Here is an 11,920-nt window from a genome sequence, read left to right as displayed (position 1 = left end):
TCCGGGTGTGGCTGGTAGATGTCGACGTCGGTCGCGGCGAAGCGCCAGCGATTGTCGACGGGGTCGAACAGTGCGTGACGATACTCACGACTGTTCGGGTATGGAGTGGTTTGCAGTTGTTGCCAGGCATCGTCGAGTGGGTCACGGTCCTCGCTGACGCAGCGAAGGCTCCACGGGCGTGGAGAATTTTTGCCTGAGGCATTGCGGGTGTCGTCCGTGAGCGCGCAAAAATGCGCGCGTAGAATGCCGGACTAGAGCCTTGGCGACAATCGAATAAACACTAAATGGCCATCATCGTTCACTGGCCCTCGGCGAACTCGCGCAACACTTTGCCGTCCATGCGATAGCGCACCCATTCTTCCTGCGGTTGTGCGCCGAGGGATTTGTAGAATTCGATGGCCGGGGTGTTCCAGTCGAGTACGCTCCATTCGAAGCGTCCACAGTCATTGGCGCAGGCGATTTTCGCCAGTTGCCGCAGCAGGGTTTTGCCCGCGCCGCCGCCGCGTTGTTCGGGGGTGATGTAGAGGTCTTCAAGGTACAGGCAGTTGCTGCCGAGCCAGGTCGAATAACTGAAGAAGAACACCGCGAAACCGATGGGCAAGCCGTCGCGCAGGCAGATCAGACCATGGGCGGTCGCGCCTTCGCCGAACAGGCTGCGCTCGATGTCGGCAACGCTGGCGATGACTTCGTGGCGAGCCTTTTCGAAATCCGCGAGTTCAGTGATGAAGGCGAGGATTTGTGGTGCATCGCTGGGAGTCGCCGGGCGGATCTCGATCGTCATGGACGGGCCTTGTCGGGGGAGGAAAACGCCATAGTAAATCGGTGCACGGTGCTCGTCACATGGCAATACACTGCTTCCCTGACTCCATCGGCCATTGTGGTGAGGAGGTTTACTCCCGATGGCCTGCGCAGCGGGCCCTTTTTTCAGGGCCGCTTCGCGCCCCAACGGGGATAAATCCCCTCGCCACAAAAGCTTGAACGACACGATATGCACGTAAATCTGAAGGGATTCACATGAACCTCCAAGCCTTCACACCGCTGTCTTCTCTTGCGGCAGAACTGCTGCCCCACGCCCTCGAACCCTCGGATGACGGCGCGCACGACATCGCACACCTGCAACGTGTCTGGCACAACGTGCGTACTTTGCAAACCGAAGAAGGTGGCGATCTGGAAGTGCTGCTGGCCGCCGTGCTGCTTCACGATTGCGTAGCCGTCGAAAAGAACTCGCCACTGCGCTCGCAAGCTTCACGTCTGGCAGCGGAAAAAGCGTTGGCGGTGCTGACGGAGTTGAACTGGGCCGACGCTAAAATCGAGGCCGTCGCCCACGCCATCGAAGCCCATAGTTTTTCCGCCAACATCGCCCCGCTCACCCTCGAAGCGAAACTCGTCCAGGACGCCGATCGTCTCGACTCGTTGGGCATGCTCGGCGTTGCTCGCACGTTCTATGTTGCCGGGCGCATGGGCTCGGCGCTCTACGACCCGCAAGATCCCGAAGCGAGGGAGCGCGACTACAACGACACACGTTTTTGCCTTGATCACTTCCAGACCAAACTGCTGCACCTCGCCGACGGTTTCCAGACCGTCGCCGGCCAGCGTCTGGCGCAGATTCGCCATCGGCGCCTGAAGGGTTTCATGGAACAGTTCAAAGAAGAGATCGGCATCGTCTGAAGCAATACTCCGGCCTGGTGCGATCCTGACTTCGCCAACCTCGCACCTAATCCCTGACCATGGCGTGGTAAACAGATGCTGTTCACCTTCTCGGGTCAAGGAACCGCGTCATGTCTCAAGCAACACCCCAAGTGTCGGGCAAGCTGTTCGGCTTGTTCTGCCTCGCCAGTTATCTGCTGTCGCTGTCCTACGGCTCGACGTTTTTGCTGGCGCTGTTGATCGGTTCTCGCGGTGGCAATGAACACGATGCGGGCAGCGTGATTTCTGCGGCGATGCTCAGTACGTTTGTCGCGGTGCTGGTGTCCGGGCATTTGTCGGATCTGCTGGGGGCGGCGCGTTCGATTGCCCTGTTTGGTCTGATGCTTGTTGCCGCGAGCCTGGGCTTTGCGATGACGCCGGGGTTTGGTCATCTCTTGCTGTTTTTCGGTTTGCTGCTCGGCCTGGGCTGGGGTGTGTTTTACACGTTGGGGCCGATTATTGTGGCGAGTCTGGTGACCCCGGCGCAGCGGGCGAAGTACTTTGCCTTGCTGTCCGGCAGCATGATGACCGGAATCGGCAGCGGTCCACTGCTCGGGCGTGCGGCCAGCGCGCTGGAGTTGCCAGTGACCTCGGCGTTTTATCTGGCAGCGGCGGCGAGCCTCATCGGTGTGCTGTTGTTCTGGCGTCTCGGCTCGCGATTGAAAGGTAATCAAGCCACAACAGCCGCAAGCATCACTTGGCCAGCGATGACTCAGGTGCTCGGTTCCCGCGCAGTGTTTCCAATCATCATGGTCGGTCTGGGTGGCTGCGTATTCGGCGGTTTGTCGAGTTTCCAGACCAGTTATGCCGCCGCCCACTCGCTGGATTATTCGCTGTTCTTTCTCGGCTTCATGAGCGCGGCGATCAGCAGTCGCCTGTTGATCGCCGGGTTCGTGGTCAAGCGTGATCCCTTGCGGGCGTCGTGTCTGTTGTCGGGTTTGATGCTCGGCTCGATTGTGCTGTTCGCCTTCGGCGTGCACAGCGCTTTCAGCTATCTGCTGGCGGCAGTCATGCTCGGTGTCGGATACGGCCTGACCTATTCGGTGATCAACGGATTGGCGGCCAACGAAGCGCCCGTCGGTACCACTTCACAGGCCTTGTTGCTGTTCAGCCTGGCGTACTTTATCGGCGTGTTCGGCTTTCCGCTGCTGGCCGGAAAGATCATCGTCGAACACGGTATGTCGGCGCTGCTGTACACCGTATTGGCTGTGGCGCTGATCAACTGGCTGATCACCATCGGCCGTTTGCTCTGGCGACGCCTCAACATCAGAACCGCGCCAGCGATCTAGACCGTTCGTCGCTCATCAGGCACCAATCGACGACGCGGGCAGACCAACAAAGGGTATGGATTCCAATCACTGGAGAAGCCCTATGATCCCGTCAAGGTTGACCGCTTTCGTATTCAGCGCCCTGCTCTGCCCCGCGGTGTTCGCCGCCACCGCTGCGGGCACCGGCCCTACCGATCCGACACCGCCCCGAGCCCCCGTCATCAACAGTGCCCCCGGCATTAACACCGATGGTTCTGGCGTCCCCCTGATCAATCAGACACCTGCCACCGGTACTGACCCGCGCACGCAGGGCAGTGATCCCGGTCGCCAGGGTGGCATGAACACCCCCGATGCTCCCGCCACGCCAGACAATGCGGGCCCGGGCGTCGGTTCGAAAACCACCACCGGTGGCTCCGGCTCCGAAGGATCCGGCCAGTAGTTCGCCGACGCGAGCGTCCTATTTACACCCATGAAGAGGTAACCATGAACGTCGATAAAAACCTGGAAAAAGAAGTCCTCACCCGCCTGCTGCACGCCCACCCGAGTGGACTGGGCAAAGAGGTGCTGGACAATTACCGGGGCGAAAAGGTCGTGGCCAGCGCCCTCGCCTCACTGCAGGAACGCGGCTTGATACACCATGGCCATATCACCTGCAACGAGGCCGGTGAACACTCGCTGAATTTGCCGATCAAGCTCAGTGCGGCCGGGGTTGAAGCAGCGCGCAAACTCGATAGCTGAGTCGTGTAAACGTGTAACCCTGTAGGAGTTGGCGCAGGCTGCGGTCTTTTGACTTTGCCTGAAAAAGACAAGATCAAAAGATCGCAGCCTGCGGCAGCTCCTACAGGGGTTGCGTAAACGACATGAACTTTATGTGAACGATGTAGCCCCCCTGTGGGAGCTGGCTTGCCAGCGATGGCGGTAAATCATTCGCCGCAAGTCTCGCGGATCAGCGCATCTACCTCAGCAGTCCCCGGCGCTGTCGCCGGCCCCCACCGAGTCACCGCCAAAGCCGCCGCCGCATTCGCTCGCCGCGCCGCTTCAAATGCAGTCAAACCCTGCGCCAACCCCGCAACAAACACCCCGGCATGCGCATCGCCGGCACCGTTGCTGTCCACCGCTTTGACGGCAAACCCGGGCACATGCCGACGCTCGTCACCTTGATGAATCCAGCAGCCCTGCGGCCCATCGCGCACCACCATCAACACGTCTTGCGGCAGATGCTCAGCCAGACAATCCAGCGCAACATCGATGTTCTCAGCCCCGGTAAAACGCAGCGCCTCGACGCTGTTGCTGGTCCACACATCAATGCGCGGCAGCAGCGCCTCCATCAGCGGTGAATCCGGCGATTCCACCAACGGGCCCGGATCGAACACCACGTGGATCGTGGCGGGCAATGCCAACGTCCAGGCAAGCAAAGCCTGCGCCTTACCCTCGTGCAGCAGGCTGTAACCGCTGAGATAAACATAGTCCCCGGCCTCAAAAGCCACGCTGTTCAAATCATCGACAGTGACCTCGCCTTCGGCGCCGATGTAGGAAATGAAACTGCGCTCGGCCGACGCATCGGTCAGCGCCACACACAAACCCGTGTCGCGCTGCGCAGGCTGGCTGATACCGATGTGAATCCCCTCGGCATGCATCGCCTGCCGCGCCAGGTCGCCGAAACGCCCGGTGCCATGGCGACCGAGGTAAACCACCGGCAGGCCATTACGCACCGCCGCCGCCATCACGTTGAAACCGCCACCGGCCTCGAAACCGGCGGACTGCGCCAGTACGTCGCCGCCAATCTGCGGCAGTTTATCCACGGCCATGACCAGGTCGATGATGACCTGGCCGGTGTGCAACATCTTAGGCATGAGCATTCTCGACTGGCGCGGCGCGGCGATCTTTTGCCCCGCCGAGAAGGAAATAAATGCCGCCGGCGACCACGAACGTCACGATCCAGCCGAGGCCGTTGTGGCCCAGCCACGAGTCGGACAGGAAACCTTTGAACCAGACATTCTCAGCGGTGGTGCCGATGGTGGTGAAGCTGAAACCGAGCACGATGGCAATCGCCCAAGCCCCGAATGCGCGCCACTCGATACCGCCGCGATACCAATAGGCGCTGCTTGGGCTGACGTCGAGCAGGTCTTGCGGGCTGTAGTAGTGACGATGAATCAAGTCGATCACGAAGATCCCGACCCACGCGGTGATCGGCACCGCCAGCAGGGAAATGAAGGTAATGAACGGGCCGTAGAAACTGTCGGCGATCAGCATGAAGTAGATCGAACCGGCGAAGATCGCAACGATGTCGACCACCACGGCGTAGACGCGTTTGACCTTGAGGCCGAGCGTCAACGTGGTCAAACCGGCGGAGTACACCGACAGGTTGTTCGACAGCAGCAGACCACCGAACGCCGTGATCAGGTACGGCACGGCCATCCAGGTCGGCAGCATGTCGCGGATCGCCACGATCGGGTCAGTCGCCGAGGCGAGATCGTTGTTACCCACCGACAGCAGGCCGCCGAGGGTAATCAGCAGCACCAGCGGAATACCGGCACCGAACGCTGCGGAAGCGACCAGACGCACGGCTTTGACGCTGCGATGCTGATAGCGCGACATGTCGGCGCCCGCGTTGGCCCAACCGATACCGGTGCCGGCCGCCATGGTGCCGATGCCGATGATCATTGCGCTGACCGGCGCCGGTGTGGCGTTGAACACCGCGCTCCAGTCGATGGTGGCGCAGAGAAAGCCGCCGACCAGAATGTTCAGCGCGCCGAAGACATACGTCGCCCACTTCTGGATCACCAGCAAGGTCGCATGGCCGAGGCCGGAGACCGCCAAGGTCAGCAGCACGAAAATCGCGATGAAGAGCAGCGTCAGCACGGGTGCGCTTTTCGCTTCAACCGGTGAGCCGAACAGGATCGAACACAGCGACAGCAGCACGAATGCAGCGGTGGTGGTGTTGACGGTTTCCCAGCCCAGACGCGACATCAGCGAGACCAGTGTCGGGCCGATATTGCCGCGCACGCCGAAGATCGCCCGCGACAAGGTCAGGCTCGGCGCGCGGCCACGGCGGCCGGCAATCGAGATGATCCCGACCACCGCAAACGAACCGGCGGCACCGATGATCGCGACGATGATTGCCTGCCAGATCGCCAGACCGCGAAACGCAACCAGCGTGGCACCCAGCGGCAGTCCGAGAATGGAAATGTTGGCGGCGAACCAGACCCAGAACAGTTGCAGTGGATGACCGTTGCACTCGGCTTCCGGTACCGGCTCGATGCCACGGGTTTCCAGTTGCCCGGCGCTTTGCCCGGCGTTCGATGAACTCATGAAAATGCTCCTGTTTGCCTTTTTTGTGGTTGTGGGCAATTTATCAACCTGCACCCTCTCCTGTAGGAGCTGCCGCAGGCTGCGATCTTTTGATCTTTATTTTCTGGCTGCCTGAAAACTGCTGAAGATCAAAAGATCGCAGCCTGCGGCAGCTCCTACACAGGTACCTCAGCGCAGGGTGAGAAGTCCTTTCACCAGGGGCTCAAGCTGCAGATGATTGACGGCTTTCACCGTCTCGATCATCTCGGTCGGCCAACACTCAAGACCCAGGCAGGCCCCAAGCATGGCGCCGAGAATCGCGGCGATGGTGTCGGTGTCGCCACCGAGACTCGCCGCCATGCACAACGCATCGAACGCGCTCATTTCACCGATGGCCACCTGCTGCGCCAGGGCGAATGAGACCACCACTGATTCCTGCGACGCCACCGAGGTGCCGATCACGTCGTAGAGCAGATCGGCCAGCAACGCTTTGTCGCTGTCGACGCTGATGCTGCGCGCCCAACTGATGCGCGAAGCGATGCGCCCACCGGCCACCCAGTGACCGTGTACCTCGGCTTGTTGCGCGATTTGTTGGCCGAGGTTCAGCGCCTCGCCCAGATCCATGCCATTGATCCCGGCCGAGACCACCGCCGCCACCGCCGCCGCGCTGGAGATCCCCAGCGTGGTGTTGTGGGTGACCTGACAGGCCTGCACGACTGCGGCGATAAACCGCTGAGGATCGCTGACGTCTGCCGCGATCCCCACCGGGGTAATGCGCATGGCCGCGCCGTTGGTGGTGCCGTAGCGCCCGGACTCCTCCGGCGAATGACCCGCGAGGATCATTTCAATGGCGCGCTTGGTCGACGGACCCAGCAGGTCCTGCGAGCCTTTGGCCTGCATCTGCGCTTCCCACTCGATCAGTCGTTGCGCGAGGATGGCCGGCTCGATATGGCCCTTGCCTTCGACCAGCAGCTCGCCAACCAGAATCGCCTGTTCGGTGTCGTCGGTGATCGAGCCTTTGGGCATGTTTGCGGCGATCGGTTGCAAGGGGCCTGCGTCTTGCAGATCGGTGATCTGGCCGAAGCGCGTCTTGATCGTTTCGCGGTTCAGCGATTGGGTCGGCATGCCCAGCGCATCACCGAGGGCCAGGCCATAAAACGCACCCAAGGCACGGTTGAGCGGGGTCATTTCGAATCTCCAAATTGCAGGTGCAGACGGAAATGCACCGGGTCGAGCAGGCTTTCGACCTGTTCCATGAAACGGTTCTGCCGGTCGTAGGTGGTGCGCAGGGCTTTGAGGAATACCGTGCCTGGCGGACGGCCGAGCAATTCGGCGTCTTCGGCATTCAAGGGTTCGGCGCCGAGCCACTGATCGCCGCGCTCGCCGATGTAACCGTAGGCGGCCAGGGTGATGGTCAGGGAATTGTCGATCAGGCCGACGCGCGGCAGGCTTTCCAGGCCTCCGTTGGCCGGCATCAGCGAGCGTTCGAGGGAGACCAGCGTGCCGTCGTTGGAGCGGCGACGGCGCTCGAGCAGGATGAATTGATCGGAGCCGAACACAGCCGAAAGATCGGTCCGGGTCACGGCTTCGAGGCGTAATACTTCGGTGTTGATCAGTGCGCCCGTGTCTGCCAGTGCCTGAGCCCAGCCGCTGCGCTGGTCGAGGACCACACCGTCAAAGGTGACGATGGAACCGACGCCGCTTTGCGTGGCGATGTATTTACGCCGCTTCAGTTCGGCCAGCGCTTCGCGCAACGTGCCACGGCTGACGTTGAATTCTTGAGCCAACTGATGCTCGCCGGGCAACAGAAAGCCGTCCTCCATGAGGCCGCTTTCGATGCGCCGGACGAGCTCGTCGACCACCCGTTGTTTCTTGTCGAATCGTACCTGTCTAATCATGTACAAAGTGATAACCGAAACGGTCGGTGGCGGGCAAGAAATATTTAAGGAAGATGACGGAAGGCGGGCAGTTGATGCGCTCCCCTGTAGGAGTGAGCCTGCTCGCGATGACGTCGACACATTCAAGAACAATGTGTCTCAAAGAACGCAATCGCGAGCAGGCTCACTCCTACATAGAGCGGAATACGGTTTACCGTTGTTTCAAACGATCGATAACCACAGCCAACAACAAAATCGATCCCCGAATCACATACTGATAAAACGTATCGATGTTCTTCAGGTTCATCGCATTCTCGATGATCGCCAGAATCAACACCCCGGCAATCACATGCCGAATCATGCCGATCCCGCCGCTCAGCGACACCCCGCCCAGCACGCACGCGGAAATCACTGTCAGCTCGAAACCCTGACCAATCATCGGCTGCCCCGAGGTCATGCGCGATGCCAGAATCACCCCGGCCAGCGCACCGATCACACCGTGCACGGCGAAGATGATGATCTTGGTGCGATCAACGTTGACCCCCGCCAGCAATGCCGCTTCCTGGTTGCCACCGATGGCCATGGTGTTGCGCCCGTAGGTGGTGTAATTCAGCAGCCAGCCGAAAAACAGGAAGCAGACGATGGTGATCAGGATCGGTACCGGCACGCCGAACAACTGGCCGTTGCCAAACACGAAGAACGATTCCTGCGACACGCCCACCGCTTTGCCGTTGGCAAAAATGTAAGCCAGACCACGCACGATCTGCATAGTCGCCAGCGTCGTGATCAACGCATTGACGCGCAACTTGGCAATCACAATCCCGTTGATCAGCCCGACAATCAGGCCCATCACCAGCGCCGCACCGACGCCAAGGAATACGCTGTCGGTGTCACGCATCACCACCGCCGCCACCACCCCGGCGCAGGCAATCACCGAGCCCACCGACAAGTCGAAGTGCCCCGACGCCAAGCAATACAACATGGTGCAGGCGGCGATGCCAGTGGTGGAAATCGCCAGGCCCAATCCGCGCATGTTCAGCGGCGAAAGGAAGTTGTCGATCAGCAGAGTACAGGCAACAAAAATGCCCACGGCCGCCAGCAGCATGACCCAGTCATCGAGGAAGCGGCGCATGTCCAAAGGTTTGCGCTCTTTCGGCAGGGTTTCGTTTTGGGTTGTCATCATAGTCACCTCTCAGTTCGCCACGCCGTCAGCGCGGTGGCGCGGCAAAGCCAGTTGCAGCAGGTTGGATTCATTGGCCTGGTCGCGGCTGACTTCGCCGCGCAGGGCGCCTTCGCACAGCACCAGGATGCGGTCGGAAATACCCATCACTTCCATCAGGTCGCTCGACACCACAATCACCGAAATACCGTCAGCGGCGAGGTTGTGGATGATCTGGTAGATCTCGGCTTTGGCGCCGATGTCGATGCCACGGGTCGGCTCGTCGAGCAGCAGAACTTTCATCGGCATCGACAGCCAGCGACCGAGAATTGCCTTCTGCTGATTGCCGCCGGAAAGAAACTTGATCTGCTGGCCGGCGTGGGGCGTTTTGACTTTCAGTGCCTTGATCTGTTTGTCGGCGTTGCCCTTCTCCCACAGACCGCGAATCAGGCAGCCAAGCCCCGAATGCGCGCCGCGCGCACTGATGTTGATGTTCTCGGCGACGCTGGCCAGCGGAATAATCCCTTCCTTCTTGCGATCCTCGGGGCACAGCAAAATCCCGGCGGCAATGGCATCGCGCGGTGAGCGCAATTTCAGTTCATGGCCTCGCAGTTCAAGGCGTCCGGCGGTTTTGCGCTCCAGACCACTGAGCAAGCGAAACAACTCGGTGCGCCCTGCCCCGACCAATCCGAACAAACCAAGAATCTCGCCTTTGTGCGCCTCGAAACTGATCGGCTCACGCAGGCCCGGACCGAGCAGGCCGTTGACTTTCAGCGCCACTGCGCCGCGTGGGCGATTGCGGTAATCGTAGATGTCCTGAATGTCGCGGCCGACCATGCAGGTCACCAGTTGATCGTGGGTCAACTGGCTCATGTCCTCGAAAGTGCGCACGTAGCGACCGTCCTTGAACACCGTCACCGCGTCGCAGATCCGGAACACTTCTTCCATGCGATGGGACACGTAAAGCACGACTTTGCCTTCGTCGCGCAGGCGCCCGATGATCGCCATCAAACGGTCGATCTCGCGCGCCGAAAGGCTGCTGGTCGGTTCGTCGAAGGCGATCACATGGGCGCCACGCGACAGGGCTTTGGCGATCTCCACCAGTTGCCGTTGGCCCAGCGACAAACGTCCGACTTTGGTCTGCGGATCGATTTCATCGGCCAGGCCTTTGAGGCAATCCAGTGCTTGCTGACGCAGCGTGCCGCGATTGATCAAACCGAAACTGGCCGGCAGATGACCGAGGAACAGGTTTTCGGCGACGGTCATTTCCGGCACCAGATGCAGCTCTTGGTGAATCACCGCCACGCCGCTGCCGATGCTGTCGGCGGTCGACTTGAACGCCATCGTCTGCTCGCCGATCTGCAACTCGCCGCTGCTCGGAATGTAAGCGCCGCCGAGGATTTTCAGCAGGGTCGACTTGCCGGCGCCGTTCTCGCCCATCAAGGCGTGAACCTGGCCGGGATGGGCGACGAAGCTGATGCCGTCCAGCGCTTTCACGCCGGGAAAGGTTTTGCCGATCCCGTTGAAGCGCAGGCTGCCGCCGTTGCGTTGTTCTTGTGTTTGTACTTGCGCGTGCATTTAAGCCACCTCTTCACACCGTTCAAACGGCCCGGTTGCCCGGGCCGTCGCTACGTCAGTTCCACAAGCCGATTTTTTCCAGCTCTTGCTTGAAGTTCTCGCGGGTGATCAGGGTGACGTCGTCCATGGCGGTGTATTTCGGTGGCTCTTTGCCGGTGGTGACCCACTCGTACATCATCTCGGCGGTTTTGTAGCCTTCGATGTGCGGGCTCGGCAGCATCGAACCGAAGAAGCCACTGTTAGGCTTTTTCAGTTCGCCGATGGCGTCGGTGCCGTTGATGCCGATGCCGATCACGTTGGCCGCGGCGAACCCGGCGGCTTCTGTGGCGCGGACGCCGCCGAGCACGGTGTTGTCGTTCATGCCGCCAATGATCAGGTTCTTCGCCGCGCTCGGCAGTTTCACCAACGCCGAGTTGGTGGCATCCATGCTGCCTGGCACATCGAGGGTTTTCAGCGCGGCGAAGAGGATGTGATCCTTCGGCATGCCGGCGTCTTCGAGGGACTTGACCGAGCCGTCGGTGCGCTTCTTGCCAGTGTCGAGTTCGTTGTAGGTGTTGACGACCGCGTAGGTGTCTTTCCAGTCCCAGTTGCGTTTTTTCGCTTCGGCGACCATCGCGGCGCCCTGCTTCTGACCGACTTCAAACGCGGCCATGCCGAGGTACGGCACGTCCTCCATGAACTTGCCGTTGGCGTCGACAAAACGGTCGTCGACGGCAATCACCTTGAGGTCATTGAGTTTGGCTTTGGCCATGATCGCCGGGCCGAGCGACACGTCCGGCGGGCAGATCACAAAGCCTTTGGCACCGTTGGCGGCAAGGCTGTCGATGGCCGACAGGGTTTTTTCGCCATCCGGGACGGCGATCTTGATCAGTTCAAAACCCCTGTCCTTGGCGGCTTTTTCGGCGAAGGCCCACTCGGTCTGGAACCACGGCTCCTCGGCCTGTTTGACCAGGAAACCGATCTTCACCGCATCGGCGGCGAGCAGCGAACTGCTCAGGCTGAACGCGGTGACCGCGAGCGCGGCACTGCACAGGGTACGAATCCCGAAACGACGTTTCATA

Annotated in this window: 13 protein-coding genes; 5 read left to right on the top strand and 8 right to left on the bottom strand. The window is 60.6% G+C overall.

From position 1 onward, the window contains the following. Positions 1 to 5: 5 nt before the first annotated feature. Positions 6 to 197 (top strand): hypothetical protein, encoded by a 192-nt coding sequence (locus ICA15_RS16415; RefSeq protein ID WP_210554016.1) that lies wholly within the window; start codon positions 6 to 8, stop codon positions 195 to 197. Positions 198 to 298: 101 nt separating this feature from the next. On the opposite strand, the gene ICA15_RS16410 is transcribed toward ICA15_RS16415, so the two are convergent. Then, entirely contained in the window at positions 299 to 781 is a 483-nt protein-coding gene (locus ICA15_RS16410; RefSeq protein ID WP_042562173.1) for a GNAT family N-acetyltransferase, read from the bottom strand. A gap of 233 nt (positions 782 to 1,014) precedes the next feature. Here ICA15_RS16410 and ICA15_RS16405 point away from each other — a divergent pair, with 233 nt between their 5' ends. From ICA15_RS16405 to ICA15_RS16390, 4 genes are all read left to right on the top strand, one after another. Further along, positions 1,015 to 1,668, top strand: a complete 654-nt coding sequence (locus ICA15_RS16405) for an HD domain-containing protein (RefSeq protein ID WP_210554017.1) — start codon at positions 1,015 to 1,017, stop codon at positions 1,666 to 1,668. 110 nt (positions 1,669 to 1,778) lie between these two features. Continuing rightward, positions 1,779 to 2,975: an MFS transporter gene (locus ICA15_RS16400; RefSeq protein WP_210554018.1), complete on the top strand. Its 1,197-nt coding sequence runs from the start codon at positions 1,779 to 1,781 to the stop codon at positions 2,973 to 2,975. A gap of 82 nt (positions 2,976 to 3,057) precedes the next feature. Then, entirely contained in the window at positions 3,058 to 3,393 is a 336-nt protein-coding gene (locus ICA15_RS16395; protein WP_210554019.1) for a hypothetical protein, read from the top strand. Positions 3,394 to 3,437: 44 nt separating this feature from the next. After that, entirely contained in the window at positions 3,438 to 3,692 is a 255-nt protein-coding gene (locus tag ICA15_RS16390) for a hypothetical protein (RefSeq protein ID WP_150593055.1), read from the top strand. 185 nt (positions 3,693 to 3,877) lie between these two features. Here ICA15_RS16390 and ICA15_RS16385 read toward each other — a convergent pair whose 3' ends face one another. The 7 genes from ICA15_RS16385 to ICA15_RS16355 all read right to left on the bottom strand — a co-directional run bounded on the left by ICA15_RS16385 (position 3,878) and on the right by ICA15_RS16355 (position 11,919). Continuing rightward, positions 3,878 to 4,807 carry a PfkB family carbohydrate kinase gene (locus ICA15_RS16385; RefSeq protein WP_210554020.1) on the bottom strand — a complete coding sequence of 310 codons (930 nt, stop codon included), beginning with the start codon at positions 4,805 to 4,807 and terminating at the stop codon, positions 3,878 to 3,880. Next, positions 4,800 to 6,266: a purine-cytosine permease family protein gene (locus ICA15_RS16380; protein WP_150605245.1), complete on the bottom strand. Its 1,467-nt coding sequence runs from the start codon at positions 6,264 to 6,266 to the stop codon at positions 4,800 to 4,802. Before ICA15_RS16380 ends, ICA15_RS16385 begins: the two co-directional genes overlap by 8 nt. A 168-nt stretch (positions 6,267 to 6,434) precedes the next feature. Continuing rightward, complete coding sequence (locus tag ICA15_RS16375) at positions 6,435 to 7,433, bottom strand: ADP-ribosylglycohydrolase family protein (protein ID WP_210554021.1); 999 nt, start codon at positions 7,431 to 7,433, stop codon at positions 6,435 to 6,437. Beyond that, entirely contained in the window at positions 7,430 to 8,143 is a 714-nt protein-coding gene (locus tag ICA15_RS16370; protein ID WP_150593050.1) for a GntR family transcriptional regulator, read from the bottom strand. Before ICA15_RS16370 ends, ICA15_RS16375 begins: the two co-directional genes overlap by 4 nt. A 190-nt stretch (positions 8,144 to 8,333) precedes the next feature. Then, the gene (araH, locus tag ICA15_RS16365; RefSeq protein WP_042562174.1) at positions 8,334 to 9,302 is read right to left on the bottom strand and encodes an L-arabinose ABC transporter permease AraH; all 969 of its coding nucleotides are present in this window, start codon (positions 9,300 to 9,302) and stop codon (positions 8,334 to 8,336) included. Between the two features lie 12 nt (positions 9,303 to 9,314). Next, entirely contained in the window at positions 9,315 to 10,859 is a 1,545-nt protein-coding gene (araG, locus tag ICA15_RS16360; RefSeq protein WP_210554022.1) for an L-arabinose ABC transporter ATP-binding protein AraG, read from the bottom strand. 55 nt (positions 10,860 to 10,914) lie between these two features. Then, positions 10,915 to 11,919, bottom strand: a complete 1,005-nt coding sequence (locus ICA15_RS16355; protein WP_150605241.1) for a substrate-binding domain-containing protein — start codon at positions 11,917 to 11,919, stop codon at positions 10,915 to 10,917. Position 11,920 lies beyond the last annotated feature (1 nt).

This window comes from Pseudomonas sp. P116, from assembly GCF_020149425.1.
Taxonomy (GTDB): Bacteria; Pseudomonadota; Gammaproteobacteria; order Pseudomonadales; family Pseudomonadaceae; genus Aquipseudomonas; species Aquipseudomonas anatoliensis.
This window is presented reverse-complemented; position numbering and strand designations above follow the sequence as displayed.